The 19754-nt window shown below is 54.5% G+C and carries 11 protein-coding genes, 1 tRNA gene and 1 riboswitch; of the genes, 4 read left to right on the top strand and 8 right to left on the bottom strand.

The features are described from left to right. Positions 1 to 79: 79 nt before the first annotated feature. Both BN348_RS05745 and BN348_RS05750 read right to left on the bottom strand, forming a co-directional pair. Positions 80 to 1711, bottom strand: a complete 1632-nt coding sequence (locus BN348_RS05745; RefSeq protein ID WP_197068289.1) for an outer membrane protein assembly factor BamB family protein — start codon at positions 1709 to 1711, stop codon at positions 80 to 82. Between the two features lie 447 nt (positions 1712 to 2158). Beyond that, positions 2159 to 2367: riboswitch (cobalamin riboswitch) on the bottom strand. A gap of 198 nt (positions 2368 to 2565) precedes the next feature. Next, complete coding sequence (locus tag BN348_RS05750) at positions 2566 to 4488, bottom strand: fructose-bisphosphatase class III (protein ID WP_040196852.1); 1923 nt, start codon at positions 4486 to 4488, stop codon at positions 2566 to 2568. 574 nt (positions 4489 to 5062) lie between these two features. Here BN348_RS05750 and BN348_RS05755 point away from each other — a divergent pair. The 3 genes from BN348_RS05755 to BN348_RS05765 all read left to right on the top strand — a co-directional run bounded on the left by BN348_RS05755 (position 5063) and on the right by BN348_RS05765 (position 6464). Beyond that, the gene (locus tag BN348_RS05755; protein ID WP_052446758.1) at positions 5063 to 5386 is read left to right on the top strand and encodes a DUF2325 domain-containing protein; all 324 of its coding nucleotides are present in this window, start codon (positions 5063 to 5065) and stop codon (positions 5384 to 5386) included. Beyond that, complete coding sequence (locus tag BN348_RS05760) at positions 5368 to 5925, top strand: DUF3793 family protein (RefSeq protein WP_040196853.1); 558 nt, start codon at positions 5368 to 5370, stop codon at positions 5923 to 5925. Before BN348_RS05755 ends, BN348_RS05760 begins: the two co-directional genes overlap by 19 nt. 110 nt (positions 5926 to 6035) lie before the next feature. After that, the gene (locus tag BN348_RS05765; RefSeq protein WP_040196854.1) at positions 6036 to 6464 is read left to right on the top strand and encodes a flavodoxin; all 429 of its coding nucleotides are present in this window, start codon (positions 6036 to 6038) and stop codon (positions 6462 to 6464) included. Positions 6465 to 7099: 635 nt separating this feature from the next. Here BN348_RS05765 and BN348_RS05770 read toward each other — a convergent pair. From BN348_RS05770 to BN348_RS13090, 6 genes are all read right to left on the bottom strand, one after another. Next, positions 7100 to 7176 (bottom strand) — tRNA-Val (locus BN348_RS05770). 123 nt (positions 7177 to 7299) lie between these two features. Next, positions 7300 to 7851, bottom strand: coding sequence for a TIGR01440 family protein (locus BN348_RS05775; RefSeq protein ID WP_040196855.1), 552 nt, complete (start codon positions 7849 to 7851; stop codon positions 7300 to 7302). 183 nt (positions 7852 to 8034) lie between these two features. Continuing rightward, complete coding sequence (locus BN348_RS05780; RefSeq protein WP_156136432.1) at positions 8035 to 8220, bottom strand: hypothetical protein; 186 nt, start codon at positions 8218 to 8220, stop codon at positions 8035 to 8037. A 102-nt stretch (positions 8221 to 8322) separates the two neighbouring features. Then, positions 8323 to 8940 carry a DNA-3-methyladenine glycosylase family protein gene (locus tag BN348_RS05785; protein WP_040196857.1) on the bottom strand — a complete coding sequence of 206 codons (618 nt, stop codon included), beginning with the start codon at positions 8938 to 8940 and terminating at the stop codon, positions 8323 to 8325. Between the two features lie 113 nt (positions 8941 to 9053). Further along, entirely contained in the window at positions 9054 to 9791 is a 738-nt protein-coding gene (locus BN348_RS05790; RefSeq protein ID WP_040196858.1) for a MerR family transcriptional regulator, read from the bottom strand. Positions 9792 to 10120: 329 nt separating this feature from the next. Continuing rightward, entirely contained in the window at positions 10121 to 16090 is a 5970-nt protein-coding gene (locus BN348_RS13090; protein WP_082020819.1) for a glycoside hydrolase family 2 TIM barrel-domain containing protein, read from the bottom strand. Between the two features lie 636 nt (positions 16091 to 16726). Between BN348_RS13090 and BN348_RS05800 the strand changes: the two genes are divergently transcribed. Next, the gene (locus BN348_RS05800) at positions 16727 to 19384 is read left to right on the top strand and encodes a calcium-translocating P-type ATPase, PMCA-type (protein WP_040196859.1); all 2658 of its coding nucleotides are present in this window, start codon (positions 16727 to 16729) and stop codon (positions 19382 to 19384) included. The last annotated feature ends 370 nt before the right edge of the window (positions 19385 to 19754 follow it).

A 19754-nucleotide genomic window follows, 5' to 3' on the forward strand; every position in this document is an offset into this window, starting at 1 on the left:
TGTATTCCTATGCTCCCTGTGAAAGCTTCCGCCGCCCTCAATCCTTTATGGGGCGGCGGAAAAAGGAACAAAGGACGGATTACTTCTTTTTGGATTTGCTTCTCAGGACGACCAGCAGTACAACCGCGATGACCGCCGCCGCGACCAGGACAATCAGAAGGACCATGCTGACCGAATGGTCGCCGGTGGCCGGTGTGCCTGCGCTGTGAACAGAGCTTGCCGGGTTCGAGCTGCTCTGTCCATCGGAATTGCTGTTGGATGCGCTTGAAATGCTCGAAGAGGGCAGTTCGGAGGAGCCGCCCTGCGAAGTACCTTCGGAGACGCTGCTTTCCGACGACACGTCGGAGGAGGTGTCGCTGGAATTATCGCCGCCGTTATAACCGACCGCAAACAGCTTTCCGGAATCGTTCGTGTAGTACAGCGTGCCGTTTTCGTCGGCGATCACGCTGGCCATGCAGTAGTTCTGATCGTCGCCCGACGGCGTGAAGACAACCCTCGCTTCGGCTTCATCGGAACCGTATTTCACGGCATACAGCGCGCCCGGATTGGCGTTTGAAGTGAAGTAGGCATAGACCTCTCCGGCATGTCCGGTGGAGAGCAGCGGGGCGGACTTGATGTCGGCCGGTGCGGCCGCAGTCTGTACGATCTGCATGGTGGAAAGGTCGATGATGCTGAACACGCCGCTGTAATCCGCTTTCTGTCCGCCGACATAAGCCATGCCGTTATGAACGGCCGGCGTGCTGGTGCTGTAGGCGGAGAAATTGACCTGTGTATGCGCGCCGAACGTGCCGTCCTCCAGAACCTTGACCTTGTGGAGCGTGCCGTCGACCGATACCATCAGGACCTCGTCGCCGTTTCGGACGACGGTTGTGCGGACCTTTTCGCCGAGCGCAAGCGATGCGCGCTCGTCACCGGTTTTGGCATCCAGGGAGATCAGGTTGCCGTCGTCTCCCGCGACAATGACCGCGCCGTTCAGATGCGCGGCGCCGCTCCAGTAATAGCCGGCGTTCTGGTTTTCATGCACCCAGACCACCGCTCCGGTATCGCCGTCGATGCAGCGGTAAACGCCGTAGTAGCTGCTGCTCCAGTCCGCGCAGGCGGTGCCCGCGTAGATATAGCCGTCCTGGCTGGTTAGCGTGGTCAGGGGCTGATGCCGCCAGGGATCGCCCTCAGGCGCCCATTCGGCCGGTGTGTCCGCGGTCCAGACGGTTTCGAGCGTACTGGCGTCCAGCGCCTGCAGGCTGCCGTCGTCCAGCGGGATGACCACCTTTCCATCCAGATACAGCGGGCGGCAGGTGTAGTCGATGGTGCCGTCGAGATCGGTCTTTTTAACGATGGAACCGGACTTGTCCACCACAAACAGCCGGCTGCCGACAGCATAATAGAGCTGATCATTCACCATAACCGGATCGGAGATGGCGGTGGACCAGTCGGTGGACGCTTTCAGTTCAAGCGTCCAGTTCAGCTTGGCTTCCCCGGCGCTGCGCGCGGTCTTCGCATCGGTGCGTGCAATGTTGTCGTCACTGCCGCGGAAATTGGGCCACTGTGCCGTATTGTCCGCCAATACGGCGGATACGGCATTCTGTGACGCCGGCAGGACGGAGGACTGTGCGGCATCCGCTCCCTGTGCGGCGGCGGAAACGGAGATGCAGGAGACGGTGGCCAGCAGGGCCATACAGGACGCGAGCAGGCGGTTTCGCAATGATTTCATCATAAAAACTCCCTTTCATAAATGCGGCATTGTGAAGTAAACATATGAAAAAGCTTGAAGAGACGCTTGTTCCATGAAGATTCCATCCCTTTTGGCCTTCTTCCCCACCTACGGCGGAGAAGAAAGCAACTGCAGAACTGTTTTTTCATGTTAACTTGACAAAGCCATAAATGTGTCTGTTTTTGTTCCTTTGGAGTTGCGTCATCCTTTTAAGAGGCTTTTCTCTGGCCGGGAAACTCCCGGACCCGGCCAAACGGCGCGATGGGTAAAAGATGTTTTCCAACACAAAAAAAGTGCTTTCCCGTATGAGAAAGCACAACGAATTCTATGAAACCGCCGCAGTAAATCAATCCCCGGCAGCACAAACGTTCAGATACGATATTCCGTGCTGCCGCAGCGGCAGATCAGTCAAAGTCGGTTGCACCTCTTCATCGCCCAAGGACGCAGTAACCTGTAAAAAATACGGCAGATCTCCTGACTGATGACGGGGAGAACAAAGCTCCCGCCGGAAACGCCTTCTCAGAGCACACCTGCCCCAATGGCATCCGTTTCCGATACGTCAAACACAGTAATGGCGGTTGTGCCGGATTCCAACCGGCTTCCCTATTAATCTACTTGGCCGCGCGGCCTTTCGAACCGTATCTTTCCATATTGATAGGACTGTTTTTATTTTATCATATCGGCCGTCTGTTTGCAAGTCATCAGGATGGCAGAAAAGAACAGCCTGAACGGGCCGCCTTTTAGAACATCTGTGCGTATGCCGACAGACGGCACGAATATACATCCGCGCTTCAGAGGCCTTGGGCAAACGCCCTGCCGGTATTACCGGGTCCCGGCTTCACCGGCGGATGGCCCTAATAATCGGCGGCCTCCAGCTCCTGGGTGATGATGCCCTCCCGGTAAGCGGCCAGCAGCGCGTGCAGGTCGTCGATGGTCTGCGCGACCTCGATACCGATATCGGTGTCGCCGATCATCATGCGTTTGCGTTCGGTCTCGAACACCTCGGTCTGGGATTCGATATCCTTGTTTTCCTCCAGCGCCTTTTCGACCGATTCAAACGGACGGTGCGCCTTGATGCGCATGCCGTGGGAATTGTAGATCAGCGTATAGCCCGCTATGCCGGTGGATTTCTGATAGGCCTTGCAGAAGCCGCCGTCAATCACGATCAGCTTTCCGTTTGCCCGCACCGGGCTCTCCCCGCTGATGACCCTGACCGGCGTATGCCCGTTGATGACATGGGACGGGGCCGCATACAGCCCAAACTCGCGCAGGATCATGCTGCAGGTCTGTTCGGTGCTGCAATATGTATAGTAAGGATTTTTCGGTTCTTCCCAGGTGCTTTCATCCGCGACGAAAGCGCGTTCAAAGGTTTTGATCGTCCGCCCCGACAGCGGCGAGCGTTTGCCGCACCACAGATACCACATGAAATCCAAACAGTCGGTGCTTTCCTCATCAAAATAGGCCTGCCGCGCCATACGGTCGGCATAGTCCATATAGGCCTTGCCCTGATAGGTCCTGCCGCCGAAGGTGACGCCTTCCAGATTGCCGTCCTCATCCAGCGGGATGCAGCCGTGAAACAGCAGGTTTTGATTGTAACAGTTGTACATCGAGCCGTGGGAGTACAGGAACGACACATGCCGGTGCAGCCGTTCGCTGTTGCGGAAGGCAAGCTGCAGTTCATCCATGACAAGCTGTTCCTCTTCGGTGAGCGCGTAAGGCGCTTCCAGGTCAACGGTCGGGAAGACGGCGTCGCGCAGCGCATATTCCTCGCCGGCTATGCGCACGGTCTGCTTCTGCAAATCCATCTTGTCGAGCAGGAGCCGTTCCTCCATGCCATATTCCGGATGCCGGCGGATGATCTGTCCTTCCAGCTTGAACAGCATCACAGAAACGGCGCGCACCGCGGCGGCGGACAGCTCCATTTCCGGATAGGTCTTCTCGGCAAACAGCATGAGGCTTCGCAGGCTGATGCCGTAGCCGCTTTCCAGAACCTCCATATTTCCATAGGCGATGTTGTTGCGGATCACTGCCGCGACGCATGCCGCGCTCCCCGCGGCCGCTCCCATCCAGAGGATGTCGTGGTTGCCCCATTCGATATCGAGCGAATGGTATTCCATCAGCATGTCCAGAATCCGGTCGGCATGCGGGCCACGGTCGAAGATATCCCCGACGATGTGCAGCCGGTCGACGGCCAGCCGCTTGATCAGCGCGGCCAAAGCCAGGATAAAGTCGCTCCCGCTTTCGGTCTTGATGATCGTATCGATGATCTTTTCATGGTAGACGAGCTGGTTGTTGTCCTCATCCGGCTGGGCGTGCAGCAGCTCGTCGATGATATAGCTGAACTCCTCCGGCAGCGCTTTGCGCACCTTCGAGCGGGTATATTTGGAGGACAGGAGCTTGGCAAGCTCGATCAGGTTCTGGAGCGTATTTTCATACCACTGCGGGGTATCGCGCCGTTCGCGCTCGACCATCTCGAGCTTTTCCTTCGGATAATAGATCAGCGTGCACAGATCGGACTGTTCGGATTTGTTGAGGATGTCGCGGAAAACCAGCTCCACCTTTTCGCGGATGACGCCGGAACAGTTGTTGAGGATATGCGCAAACGCTTCGAATTCGCCGTGCAGATCGCTGATGAAGTGTTCGGTGCCTTTCGGCAGGTTCAATATCGCCTGCAGGTTGATGATCTGTGTGCAGACCGCCTGTTTCGACGGGTACTTCTGCGCCAGAAGCTGCAGATATTTGAGCTGTTCCTGGGACAGCATCAGAATGTCGTTCATAGTGTGCTCCTTTGTACTTTCACGAAAGGCGTGTGAAGATCTCCCCACACGCCCTGAATGTTTATTTCCGTTTTAAGGACCATTCCCTTTAAAGATTATTATAGTACTTTCGGCGCGGCCTGTCAATCAAGGACATCCATCTGCCGCCGGCGGCTGACGGCGTGTTCAGACAAGGATTTATAAGATCCGCAGAGGTGCGGCCGCGTCAAAGGGCAGAAGGGGAGACCGGCCGATCTGCATGGATCGCTCCGAAAAATTTGACAGCAATTCCGCTCTGCTGAAAATGAGGCGTAAATCTGCCGAAGATGAGATCAAAGCTGGTAAACCCGTTTTTATCAGCTTTCTGTTAAAATTCCTGTTCCGTATTTCTAAGGATTCCTGTATTTGATAGCTCAACCGCCCGGGGTTTTAAATAATTAAAAAAGGCACTTGACGTATCAGGAAATCTGTGCTAATATAAATGCAATTGGTTAGCTAAAGCTAACTATTGTATCGAACTACATTTTTAATATACGCATAATGGCTAATTTTTTTACATGCAAGTTAGTGGTGGCTAACTGAAAGGAGATGTCACATGAGCATAGTAATTATTGGCGGAAACGACAGGATGATCACCCAATATAAAGAGACCTGCAAAGCGTACGACTGCAAGGCCAAGGTGTTTACACAGATGCAGGCCGCGATGAAAAAGAAGATCGGCACGCCCGACCTGTTGATCCTGTTTACCGGGACGGTATCCCATAAGATGACCGCCTGTGCGCTCAGCGAGGCCAGACGCGCAAGCGTCAGCGTTGCGCGCTCGCATACCAGCAGCATTGCCGCGTTGAAGGACATCCTGCGGCAGCACTGTGTATCCGCCTGTGGGAAGGGGGACTGCAGATGTTTGACTCGCTGCTGATCGAACACTGCTCCCCGACCCTTGCCGGCCTCAAAACAGCGAACCTGTTCGGCCTTGCCTGTTCCAATGGACAGGACATCTCCAAGCATGTGCGCCAGTGGGACACGCGGCTGAACGCACGCGGCGTCCAGTGCCGTCAGCTTTATCGGAACAAGAACCGCGCGCTGGTGCTGGTCTACCGCCCAAACCGGCTGGCTAATGACCTTCAAAGGCCGGGAGTCGCGGCGTTTTTATCGCCGCTGGGATACGACTGCAACGATCTGAACGGGGCGCTGCGGCATCTGGGCGGAAGGATTGCGCAGGTCGGCGACTTCCCGCATGAAATCGGCCTGTTTCTCGGCTACCCGCTGCATGATGTGACAGGGTTCATCGAAAATGAAGGCCGGAACTGCCGGTGCTGCGGCTGCTGGAAGGTATACGGGGATGAGCAGGAGGCGAAGAGGATGTTCTGTAAATTCCAGAAATGCCGGCAGGTTTACAAGAAGCTGTTCCGCGCGGGCAGGTCCGTCCTGCAGCTCACCACGGCAGTAAAAATTTGAACACATCATTCTGTTCCCAGTCCTGTCATTTTTCAGCCCAAGGTCACATGGAGGTTGGCACTCAAATTTGTCTGATATTAAAATCATCATTTCAGAAAGGTTGTGTCTATATGAAACAAATCGCAGTCGTATATTGGAGCGGAACCGGCAATACCGCGTCCATGGCGCGTTTTGTCGCGGATGGTATCAAGGAAGCCGGGGCCGAAGCGCAGTTATTCACCGCATCCGAGTTCACGCCGGACATGGTGAAAGAATATAGCAGGATCGCGTTTGGATGCTCTTCCATGGGGGCTGAAGAATTGGAGGAAAGCGAGTTTGAACCGATGTTTGCATCGGTGGAAGATGATCTGAAGGGTAAAAAAATCGTTTTGTTCGGCTCATATGGCTGGGGCGACGGCGAGTGGATGCGCAGCTGGGAAGAGCGTGTCATCGCGGACGGAGTCACGCTGGCGGCGGATTTTGTGATCGCCAACGAAGCGCCTGACGATGAAGCGGCAAAAGAATGCCGTAAACTTGGCGCTGCGCTTGCAAAAGCCTGAGTTTGGTCTATTCACAGGCGCCATATCCCCACGCTTAAAGGATGCAATAGAAAATGATGCATTTCTGGCGCAATCAATTCAAAACACCATACAATGGTGTTGTTTGAAGATATCCAGTAACATTTCTATAGATCAGAATATGTTCGTATCAGCTTTCCATCCCCCGGAAAGCTGAATTCCCCAAACAAATCCCATACAGAAGGGCTGGTCAGCTGTAAACTGACCGGCCCTTCTGTATCTGCACGGGTCTTCTGTAAAGGTTCTGAGCTGTCGATACCGCGGCGGCCGGAAGATATACGGGAATGCCCAGAAGGTGCAGGAGATGTTTGGTCGGTTCCACAAGTGTCGACAGGTTTTTGAAACTGCGCCATGCGGGCGGGCTTGTCCTGCGGCTTGTCATCACGGCCGCTGAAGCAATATATGTTTCAAGATTATTTTGGGCAGAAAGTTACAGATCCTCAGCAATCATCGTGGAAACTCAAGAATGAAATAGACTGGCTGGAATCGCTCAAAGCCAATCCGGACGAGAAGGCGGTGCATCTGCTCATCGAGCGCATCGATGTCAATCAATCCGAAGACAAAGAAAAAACGGATATCAGCATACAAAGTACGCTGATATCCGTCTTAGGTAAAGATGGTGGAGATAGAGGGGCTCGAACCCACGACCTCTCGGATGTGAACCGAACGCTCTGACCAACTGAGCTATATCTCCAAATCACTGACATCTATTCTACACTTTTTTGAGCGATTCGTCAAGTGCTTTCAAGAAATTTTTTTCCTATAGGGACGCCGGCAATATAGGAAGCTCTGCTGCCGGCGTCTCTGTGTCGTGAACTTACATCAGATTTTCATCATAAACCGCGCGGGGGCCTCCGATAAATTTCGGCCTGGTCCTTGCGCAGACGATATTGGCTTCACCAATCTTTGTCATTGACAGCCGGACCGGAACCGCCACCCGTTTCAGATGCATACCGATCAGCGTTCCGCCGATGTCCATACCGCAGTGTGCGCGTATTTCTTCGACCACTGCCGGGTCTTCAAAATGCTGATATGCCGTGGTGGGGAAGGAACCTCCGGCTTTGGGCTGCGGGATAACATTGACTGCCTCCAGATGATACCGTTCAGCCGCCCTACGCTCTAAAACGATGGCCCGTCCCAGATGTTCGCAGCACTGTGCCGCCAGAAAAATGCCGCGTTCTTTTAAAATCGGGTAAATACCCGCGAAGACAGCAGCGGCGATTTCCATGCTGGAATATGAGCCGATCTGATGTCCGCCAACCTCGCTGGTGGAGCATCCCACGATAAACAGGTCGCCGGACTGCAGTTTTGCGGCTTTCAAAAGCTGAATTACCGCCTGCTCCGCCTGTGTTTTAATAAGATCCAACATTTTTGCAAGACTCCTTTTCTCAATATATCTCCATTTTCAGATGAATGCATACGGTTCTATCAAATAAAAGACATCCTGTCTAGTATTATTATATCAGATAAAAGCAGATAAGTAAATCTTTGCTGTGCCGGATGATTCAAACGGCCTGTATCCAGTCTCCTGGACACAGGCCGTTTATGTTTACTAGATCTTTTTAAGCTCTTCCAAAATATGTTGAATTTTTTTCTGCGGGATATGTCCTTTGGACATTTGGAGCAAATTTGCCAGCGTCATATTCTGTACCATGTAAAACATGGGGCTGCCAACCACCATTGGGAATTCCTTCGGAAATTCCTGCTGAAAAAGCCTGCGCGCTTTTGGATTGCCCATGATCTCCCGGACCGTGATTTGATTGTTTTTTAAATGCACCGTGACACCTCCCTGTCTGATCGCTTCCTTTATTGTATGATAGGATGGCGCAAACAGTTCGTACTACCTGCCGGACGCAATTTCCCACAGGTAAAGCGACGCCACGGTTCCATAGGGAGAATACCGTTCCCGATAGGTTTGAAACGCCTTTTTATCCAGGCTGTCAAGCCCATGCAGCAGCATGATGCCTTTGCGGATGCCAAGGTCATGGAAACTCAGGACATCCGGTCGTCCGAGCGAAAAGATCAGCAGCATTTCAGCAGTCCAGATGCCGACGCCGTGCAGGGAAGACAGGTAACGACAGGCCTCGCCGTCCTCCATCTCATCGATTCGGTCTAAATCAAGCTGTCCGGAAACGACTGCTTGGGCCGCGTTCAGGATGTATCCGGCCTTGCGATGGCTGATGCCGCATCTCTGAAGCTCTTCAGCCGTATGCGCGCAGACAGCCTGCGGCGTGGGTTCCCCCAGCAATTTCAGCATCCGTCCCCAGATCGTTTCCAATGCTTTGCCGGAAATCTGCTGACCGGCGATGCTGTTGATCAGCGAGGAAAAGATATTCGGCGACATCTCACGCCGTACCGGCCCGATACGCTCGATGGCCTTTCCAAGCTCGGGATCCCGCTGGGCAAGATAGGCGGCTTCCACGGGACCGCAGGTCAAACTATGGTTCTTCTGCTGCATCGTTATGCTCCAATCATCTTCATTATTCCACCATTATATCATATCCGGCGGAAAAAGAAAACCTGCGGGATAGGGGAGACATCGGCAAATCATTGAAGTTTGGTATCACAGAATCAGTCTTTGCAGTAGTGCGCGATGGCACGGCTTATGAATGAAGCAAGCCCGTCGCCGTAGCGGTCAATGTTGGCACGGAACCGTTCGTCCGCAACATACATTTCTCCGAGTCCTGCCAGGATTTCGTTTGTGCAGGTGTAGAAGTGGTCGGTGATGAAGGTCTGCCAGCCGGCAACCAGCTGCTGGACCTTTGAATCGGATGGTTCAAGTTCCATACATTCCGCAAATGCCTGATAGATCTTTTCAAATTCTTCGGATATCTGTTCCCACTGTGTGTCGGTATATCCGCTGGTCTTCGCGGTGCTCTGCCGGTAGGCGTCGGTGTCTCCCCATCGTTCCTTTGCCTCCTTGGCGTAAAGCTCCTGTGCTTTTAAAATCTCTGTTTTATCAAATGGTTTAAATTCCATATGATTTTCTCCTTTCAGGGTATGGTCTACAAGGCGGATCAAATTGTCCAGCCGCTCGTGCTGCATCTGCAGCAGGCGGCGATGGGATTCAAGCGCCTTATATTCGTCGAAGGAAGGATCGTCCAGTATTTGACGGATTTCCTTGAGCGGAAACCCGAGTTCCTTGAAGAACAGAATCTGCTGCAAGCGGGAAAGCGCTTTCTCGTCGTATAACCGGTAACCGGCATCGGTTACCCGGCTCGGATGCAGCAATCCTATTTCATCATAATAATGCAGTGTGCGCACACTGACACCGCTCAGCCTGCTGACTTCACGGACTGTTTTTTCCATCGTGATGCCTCCCTTCTGTTTCACAGTATACCCTATGACGTAACGTCAGAGTCAAGAGATTTTTCAAAATAAATCAAAGATTGCACGCCGGAATAAAAATTCTCCGCTGTGCAGGTTGACGGATGCTTTCTATGCGCTTATGAAACAGCGCGCTGCATGACAGGACAAACGGCGGGATTATTCGAAGAAGAGTAGGGATAGGCGTTGCCAAACAAAAATATCCGTTATTTTGATTGAACTGAGATGTGTTAAAACAATCCCGCAAAGAATAGAAAAAACAAAAGGACCGGCAAAACTGCCGGTCCTTTGTAGTGCTGAAGGATGATCTGTTAACCTCTGAGAATTTCGAATTTCAGAGCGACCAGATCGAAGATGTTGATGATGCCGTCGCCGTTCAGGTCAGCGGCCAGGGTCTGTGCCGCGGAGAGATCAGAACGGCCCAGGATGAAGGACTTGATCGCAAGCAGATCCTGCACGCCGGCGGTATTGCCGGTGATGGTGCCCTTGACGCTGAGGGTGACCGTGTCGGATACATCACCGTCGACAACAGCCTGTACCTGATATTCCGTACCGACTGCGGTGTCGTCCGAAACGATGCTGCCGTTCTCGTCAACAATCTGGACTTCGCCGCCTGTGACGGTGAACAGATCCTTGATCTGTCCGGCAGTGGCGCCCTTGTCGGCGGCCAGAATATCCTCTGGGAGGATCTCGACGCCGGATTTCGGTTCCAGAGCGGACGGCGTGCTTACAAGCTTCGCGTCCGCCCAGTCGGCGTGTGCGTTGCTCAGGTCGCCGCCCATGGTTTTGGCGACCAGCTTGAGTTCCTTCGCGCCGGTGACGTTAACGTTGACATATGGAGATTCGATCGGTGTGCCGGTGCCCTCTTTCTGGAGCGCATCGGACTGATAGGCCAGCTTGCCGTCCACATAAACCAGGAACTGGATGCCGCCCCGATTGCCGACGTTGCTGCTGTAGACCTCGTAGTCGTAGTTGATGAAGGAGGAGAAGGTGCTGTAGCCCTTGCCGGTCAGATCATAGATGATCGTGGAATCCGCATGGGTTCCAAGACCGTGCTCGAAAACCTTGGCTTCTCCGCCCTGGAATACGGTCAGCGGGTTGCCGATGCAGGACAGGTTCTTATTGGTCCTCTCAGCGCCGTGCGTTTCACTGACCCAGTCGAGTTCATCGAGGTAGCTGACGCCGCCGTACTGTTTGCTAAAGGTGACGGTGTAGGTGCGTTTCACACCATAGCTTTCCGCGGTGATAACTGCTTTGCTGTCATCCGAGAAGGAAGACGCCTGCTGAATCGAAACCTTGACGTCATCCCGCGTGGTCTTGACGGCGACGGTTTCAGGTGTTCTGCGGGTATTCGGAGAGGTGTAGGTGTATGCTTCCTGAGCGGCATTGAAGTCGCCGATGGAAACGCCGTCGATCAGAATATCCGAAATCGGCTCTGGATTCAGCACTTCATCGCTGATGTCCATTGCCTTGTCGGCCGAGAACGCCTCAACAGGGGACAGCTTATAGCTGTACTGATAGCTGTGGGTAGGACGAGGCATATCCTTTTCTTCATACCAGCCCTTGTCCAGCCAGCCCGGGTCGTAGCCGACGCCCATCTGAACATGGTTCAGATTCAGGACGACGTTTTCGGTCTTTTCCGCTTCGTACGGATGCTTGGTGCCCAGCGAGCTCAGTTCGCTCAGGGTGTAGTGCTGTGCGTTTACTTCGAACAGATCGCCGATGCTGCTCGCAATCAGACCGGTGCCGTCGTTGTTGGTCAGCGCGACCCAGCGCGTATCGGTCTTGTTGCCGGAGGACTGGACCTTGCCATACTTGGTGAACTGCTCTTCGACGGTGCCGGAATAGACGCCGACGAAGGATTTGGTCTTGCGGTCGGCATAGTTGTCCGATACGATGCCGTCGATATCGCTGCCGCGTCCGAACCAGGTGATGTTCTCAAAGTCCTTGCCGAGCGTCATCACATTGCCGACTGCCGGCAGAATGTCGTTTCCGTTGAAGCCGGACGGCGTCATGGTGTTGTCCACAACAACCTGTCCGTTCGCGTAAACGGTGAAGATCTGGGAATAGGTGGCCGAGCCTGTCGACGGAGCCAGATTGCCTTCCACAGTGATGCGGACGGCCTTGGTTCCGATGGTCTCGAGCTTGGTGGAAAGACCGCTGCGGTTCTGTCCGGCAAACTGCCAGGCAGATGCGGTTCTTCCAAAGACGCCGCTTCCGCGGTCATTGTCGTTCGGCGGACGCCAGAAGTTCGGTTCCGGTCCATTGATATCGTCTTGAGCAAACAGCTCGGTTCCCTTGTAATTGAACGAGGAAATCGTACCTGCCGCGCGGTTGAAGGTCAGGGTGAAGTCGTTGCCGGAAATGACATAATTGCTGTCGTTTTCGGTATAGTTGACATCCGAAAGCTTCGAAAGGTCGGAAGCCTGCAGCGGTGCGCTGGCGAAATCAAGCTCCAGCTGCTCCGCGGAGATTTCGTGGCCTTTGGCGGCCCATTCGGTGGCCTCTTTGAGGAGGAATTTCGCGGTCAGGAAGTATTCCTTGCCGTCAGCCGGTGTGATCTCATCGAAGTTCAGCGTGATATCCTCCGTGGAAAGCGGCGCGATGTCCAGAACATCTTTGCCCTCACGGATGACCTTGCCGTCCTCGGTGATCTGCCATACAAAGTCATAATCCGAAGCGTTTGCGAACAGCGCGCGGCTGCGGATGCTGATCGATGCGCTGTCTTTATCGAAGCTGTTCAGGTTCATGACATAGTCCTGATGGACACGTTTGATCTCCACCATGGCGCCGTGCGCAACCCTGTCCGGGCTGACGATGCCGTTCTGGCAGAAGTTGTTGGAGTTCGGCGCGTCGCCCCAGTCACCGCCGAAGCCCCAGTAGCCTTCGTCCACGATCGGGGTGAACGGCGTGCTTTCACCGTTGAAGTCCTGCCAGAAGACGACGCCGTCATCGCCGGCGGTTCTGCCTTCGTTCTGCAGCTCGGCAGGCGTCAAAACCTTATTGTAGACACGTGCGTTGTCGATGAGTCCGTTCCAGTCGCGTCCGGCATTCTGCGTATCGCGTCCGACTGCGAATTTCTGATCGCTGAGCGCGAATCTGCCGTTGGCGTCGGCCTTGTCGACAACCTTGGAAACAGCCGGTGCGGACATGTCGTCGATGTAGATCGAGACGGTGCGGGTGGAAGGCTCATAGGTCGCGGCGATGTGATGCCAGTTGTTTGCCCAGTTGGAATCGTCATATTTGACGCCGACGGTATTCCAGCCGCCAAAGTAGGTCATGAGCTGGACTTCGCCATTGATGGTTCTCAGCTGGAACTGGTTGTCGCCCTTTGCGAGGATGTTCTGCGGACCCGTGCCGCCGTCCGGGTAGACCCAGGCTTCCAGTGTGATGGTGCCGTTGATGTTCAGCGCGCTGACATTCTTGTTGGCGACCGCGACTCCGCTGAGCGCCTTGTCGCTCTCCGCGCCGGATACGCCGGCTTTGGTAAGAGCCTTGTCGCCGCTGAGCAGAACGGTTTCGGTCTGGTATTTGTCCTGGGACGAGATGATATGGGTGGTCAGATCGGTGCTGCCGCCCTCTTCGCTGGTTTCGCCTTTGGTATTGAAGTTCTGCCACAGCACGATGTTTTCATCGTTTTCTGTGCGGCCTTCGTTCGAGAGCTCCTCAGCCGAAAGCGCTTTGTCGTAGACGCGCGCGTTGTCGATGAGGCCGGTCCAGTCGCGGGAACCGCTGTTCTGGGTGTCGCGGCCGATTGCGAAGTTCTGGCCGGACTGCTGGAAGGAGCCGTCCGCATTGGCCTTGTCAAAGACCTTGGTGGATGCCGGTGTGCTCATATCGTCATAGTACATCGTGGCGGTCTTGGTGGCTGCGTCGTAGGTGACCGCCACATGATGCCAGTTGTTGAGCCAGGTGGACTGGTCATATTTGTATTCAAGCTCGTTCCAGCCGCCCTGTACGGTGTTGAACTGAATCGTGTTGTTGACCGCTTTGAGCTGGAATTGGTTGTCGCCCTTCGCCATGATGACGCGCGGGGCAGTGGTGTTCTCCTCCGGGAAGATCCATGCTTCCAGCGTGAGCGATTTGTTCAGGTTCAGCGCTTCAGGTGTCGGCTCGGTATAGGCGACGCCCCGCAGAGCGAAGTCGTCAGCGGCGCCGGAAACACCAGTGGAAGCCAGCGCGTCGAGGCCGCCGGTCAGCTTGGTGACAAACTGGTTCTTGTCCTGAGATTTGATCTCAGAGATGGTGACGGCGCCGGTGGAATTCTGGGAAGGCGCGTAGCCGGATTCGAGGTAGGTGTTGACGGTCTGGTCAACCCAGTCCCAGATAAAGCCGCCCTGGATGTTGTCTTTGGATTCAAAGGCATCCCAGTACTCTTTGTAGTAGCCGTTGGAGTTGCCCATTGCATGGGTGTACTCGCAGGCGACATACGGCTTGTTGACGTTGGATTCGGTAAGTACCTGCTGAATCGAAGGATACATGTTGGATTTTATATCCGCCTTATCGTTGTCGCCTTCGTAGTGGATCGGACGCATCTGCAGGTCACCCTTGAGCATGTCGTCGACATAGAAGCTCGGCGTGCCGGTGTACTGACCTTTCAGCCATTTTGCCATCTCGCGGAAGTTTTCGCCGGAACCGGCTTCGTTTGCCAGCGAGTGGATGACGACGCTCGGGAAGTTCTTTGTTCGGTAGAACATATTGGCAACCCTGTCGATGGCCGACGGGAGGTAATCCGGATTGCTGCCCGGAATCGAGCGGTCGCCGTGGGTTTCGAGGTTGGACTCGTCACAGACATAAAGTCCCAGCTCGTCCGCCAGGTCATAGTAGCGGAAGTCATGGCTGTAGTGCGACATCCTGATCGCGTTGAAGTTGTACTGCTTCATCAGCACAACGTCCTTGATGATCGTTTCCTCGTCGATATAGCGGCCGGTATCCGGGGACATCTCGTGGATGTTGGTTCCCTTCAGCAGGATCGGCTGGCCGTTGAGGATCATCTGTGCGTTCTGAGTTCCCTGGTTTTTGATCTCGATGACGCGGAAACCGAAGCGGTAAGCCGTGGTTTCAATGACGCTGCCGTCCTTGCCGCGCAGTGTGATCAGCGCTTTGTACAGGTTCGGGTACTCAGCGGACCATTTCGCGGGGTTCAGAACGCGGGCCGAGAGCTTCAGCGTCTTGGTCGGCCTGCCCAGCGAATCGGTGGCGTCAAAGCTGCCGACTTCCTTGGAAAGGTCCTTCGAAGCGAAGCTTTCGTCAGAGACCTTCCGGCCTTCCTGATCATAAAGCGCCACGTCGACGGAAAGACCGTCTTTCAGCTCATCGGAAGCGCCGAGGTCACGGATGCTGGTGTAGATGTCGAGATCGAAGTCGTTGTAATCGGTTGCGGGATCGATGCCGTCGGTGGTTTTCTTCGGCACAATCGTGAAGTCGCGGATTTCAACGTCCTCTTTGGCGGTCAGGTACACATCGCGGAAGATGCCGGCAAGACGGATCATATCCTGATCCTCGTACCAGCTGCCGCTGGACCACTTGAACACCTCGACAGCCAGCGTATCGTTGCCGTCATAGTTCAGGTATTCGTCGATCTTGAATTCCTTGCTGGTGAAGGAGTCGGTGCTGTAGCCGACCTGATGTCCGTTGACCCAGACATAGCAGGCGGATTCCACGCCTTCAAAGGTCAGAAAGACATTTTTGCCCTTGAAGGACTCGTCCACATTCAGCTTGGTGCGGTACATGCCGACCGGATTGAACTGCTGCGGCGCGTTCGGCTTGCTCGGCGCCGGATTCTGGGCAATCCAGGGGTAGTCGGTGTTCGTGTACTGCGGCGCGTTGTAGCGGAAGGTCTTGTCCTCGTTGTAGGAAGCCTCCCAGCTCTTCGGAACCGTGATGACATCCCAGTCGCCGTCGTTGTAGCCGGCATTCGTGATGTTCTCATTATCCGGCCTGCCTGCACGGGCAGAAGGGTTGGTGACAAAGTAGAATTTCCATTCCTGACCCGCAGCGGTATTTAGAGACTGGTATGCCGCCCCGGAAAGGTCTCGCTGCAGCATGTTCTGCTGGGAGTCAAGTGCCTTCTGTTCATCCTTAAATGAGAAGAATGAAGAACGCGGATCCTCGCGTCCCACATGCAGGTTCTCCACTTTGGAGAACTGGCTGGCCGAAGAATTCCATTCCCTGCCGGTCCATGTGACGTCAGCAAAAGCTGTCAGGGCGAGGGAGGAAGACAGGACTGCCAAAGTGGTAGCTAAGGCGGCAATCCTAGCGGCCGATTTGCTTTTTTTCATTTTTTGATCCACTCCTTGATTTTATTTTATCTTAACACCGGTTCCGGGCAGGCGTTCTGAACAGATATTTTCTATGTATCCAAGATGTCTGCCGGCCGGGGCCCAGTGATAAAATCAAAACGAATTGTGAAAATTCCAAGATGCCTTGTTACATTATATCGGAGATTGACTTAAATTGCTATTGACAGATTCGCTAAGAAGCTTCGTGTAAATTGTGTAAAATTGATAAAAAGATACCGTTTCCATTTATGCACAGGAAATAAAAAACGCAATTTCCAGATAACGAATGAGAATTTTCCATAAAAAAACTGGCGTCGAGGACGCCAGCGAAGAAGAATAGAAAAATTGAGGATGGATCAAGCTTGATGTGACGGTTGGCGAAAAGAATCAAATTGCATGGTGCGACAAATTACTACAAAATTCCTCAATTTCTTCATTACTATTATACATTAAATCGCTAATGAATTCCATTGATAAACCATCTGAATTTGCGATGCGTATTTTGTGCATGTTGTCGAATAAACAGGTGGATTTGATCGGGCTGAGCTGTCATATCCGAAAGGGGACAACACATATATATGACAATAGTGGGACAGGAATTGTGACAGACATTATCAAAACAGAGGTGAATACAACTTGAGTTGGTACAATAAGACCGTTGACGCCGTATCCAGGGAGCTGGAAACCAACCTGCATACCGGGCTCAGCTCCAAAGAGGCGAAGAAAAGGCTCTCAAAGTTCGGCTATAACCGGCTGGAGCAGAAGAAAAGAAAGAGCCTGATCCGGCGCTTCTCCGAACAGTTTTCCGATTTCATGGTGATCATCCTGCTGATCGCGGCCGGCATCTCCTTCTTCACCTCGGTCCTGCAGGGGGAGACCGACATCGTCGATCCGCTCATCATTCTGGTCATCGTGTTCTGCAATGCGCTGCTCGGCCTGATTCAGGAGAGCAAGGCGCAGAAGGCGATCGAAGCGCTGCAGAAATTGTCCGAGCCCACCACGCGGGTGCTGCGCGACGGCGCGCAGGTGACCATTCCGACCGAAGAGGTGGTCCCCGGCGATATCCTGATTCTCGAAGCGGGGGATTATGTGCCGGCCGATGCGCGGCTGTTTGAGGCAGTCGAGTTGAAGGTGGAGGAATCCGCGCTGACCGGGGAATCCAATGCGGTAGAAAAGGACCCGGCGCTGCTTTTGGGTGAAAAGACCGCGATTGGGGACAGGCGGAACATGCTGCTCTCCAGCAGCATCATCGTGACCGGCCGCGGCTGGGCGATTGCCGTTGACACCGGCATGCACTCCGAGGTCGGCCAGATCGCGCGGATGATCGACGAGGACGACACACCGGAAACGCCGCTGCAAAAAAGGCTCGCAAAGACCGGCAAGGTGCTTGGCATCGCCTGTATGATCATCTGCTTTGTGATCTTTGTGCTGGGACTGATGCAGCACATCCCGGCCTTTAAGATGTTTATGCTCTCGGTCAGTCTCGCGGTGGCGGCAATTCCGGAGGGCCTGCCCGCCGTCGTGACGGTCGTGCTGGCTATCGGCGTACAGCGCATGGTCGGGCACAACGCGATCATCCGCAAGCTTCCGGCGGTGGAGACGCTCGGCTGCGCCAGTGTGATCTGTTCGGATAAAACCGGCACGCTGACCCAGAACCGGATGACCGTGGTCGAGGTGCAGACCGCCGATAAGCGGGCCGAAGCCCGTTCGAAAGCATATACGCAGATCATCACGCTGGCCGCGCTTTGCAACAACACGGCGGTGACCGACTCCGAGCTGGAGGGGGACCCGACCGAAACGGCGCTGGTCAAAGCCGCGCTCGACAACCGGCTTTACAAGCCGACGCTGGATAAGCAGTATAAGCGGGTGGGGGAGATCCCGTTTTCATCCGAACGCAAGATGATGACCACCGTGCACAGGCTGCCGGACGGGAAGTACCGCGTCATCACCAAGGGCGCGCCGGATATCCTGCTCGAGCGCTGTACCGGCTATGCGGGAGAAATGAATGTCCGCGAGCTTGGATATTCCAAGAAGCGGGAGCTTGTGTCGGTCAACGAGCAGATGGCCAAAAAGGCGCTGCGGGTGATCGCGGTCGCCTATAGGGACCTGGACGCCCTGCCGAATATGAAGGATACCGCAGGCATGGAAACGAACCTGATCTTCAGCGGCTTTATCGGAATGATCGACCCGCCGCGTCCCGAGGTGCAGGAAGCGGTTCTGACCTGCAGGCGCGCGGGCATCAAGCCGGTCATGATCACCGGCGACCATGCGCTGACCGCGACGGCGATTGCCCGGGAAATCGGCATTCTGGGAAGCGGCAAGGTTATGACCGGGGCCGAGCTTGACAGCATCAGCCAGGAACAGCTCATCCGGGTTATCGAGCAGTATACGGTCTTTGCGCGCGTCGCGCCCCAGCACAAAGCGCGGATCGTCAAAGCGTTCCAGGCGCGCGGCGAGGTCGTGGCGATGACCGGTGACGGCGTAAACGACGCGCCTGCGCTGAAGATTGCGGATATCGGCTGCGCGATGGGCAAGAGCGGCACCGATGTCGCAAAAAGCGCGGCGGACATGATTCTGACCGACGACAACTTTGCGTCGATCGTCTCAGCGGTCCGGGAAGGCCGCGGCATCTATCAGAATATCAAGCGGTCCATCCATTTCCTGCTGTCCAGCAACATCGGGGAGATCCTGCTGATCTTTGTGGCGTTCCTGTTCGATCTGCCGTCCCCACTGCTGGCCATCCAGCTCTTATGGGTCAATCTGGTGACCGATTCTTTGCCGGCCCTCGCGTTGGGTGTGGAAGGGATCGACCAGGATGTCATGAAACAGAAGCCGATCTGTCCGAAAAAGAGCATCTTTGCGGATGGACTGACCTTTACCATTATAATAGAAGGTATTTTCATCGGAATGCTGGCTCTGGCCGCGTTTACGATCGGCCGCATCTGCTTTGATACCGGCGCGGAGCCGGTCATCGGCCGCACGATGGCCTTTTGTGTGCTGAGCCTGTCACAGCTTGTGCATGCCTTCAACACCCGCAGCGATCATTCGCTCTTTAAAATTGGCCTGTTTTCCAACAAGTTTATGATCGGCGCGTTTATCATCTGCTGCCTGATGCAGGTGTCGGTCGTATCAATACCGATGCTGGCGGGCATCTTCAAGGTATCCTGCCTGAATTTCCTGCAGTGGGAGATCGTCGCGCTGATGGCTCTGATGCCGCTGCTCTTTGTAGAGATATTCAAAGCAATCAACCACAAAGGCCGTCGGGAAAAGATGCCGGTGGTAATCGAACGATGAGTTATCAGCCTGCAAAATAGGCAACATCATTAAGCTGAAATATAGAGTGAATGACTGGGAGCGTTAAGCTTCTTCAAAATCGGTGTCAGCTGATATGCCAGCTGAAGTATCGGGGTACTGTAAAAACAACTTGTAGCCGGGGAAGCGTCCGCTGCTAGCTATGCCCAACCGCCCAGCCAAAAACAAAACGCCGCCCGCAGGCGGCCGAAGCGGAAAACGGGATATAAGAGGGGATTTTCAAGGGGGCCATCTGGCTAGGAGCGGCACTGTGTATGGCCCCCTTGAACGGCCTTTCTTGGTTACTTCTTTGGCCGGCAAAGAAGTAACTGCCACACTGCCAAGTGCCACTTGGTAAACAGCGTAAGGCCAC

This window comes from Candidatus Soleaferrea massiliensis AP7 (assembly GCF_000820765.1).
Taxonomy (GTDB): domain Bacteria; phylum Bacillota; class Clostridia; order Oscillospirales; family Ruminococcaceae; genus Soleaferrea; species Soleaferrea massiliensis.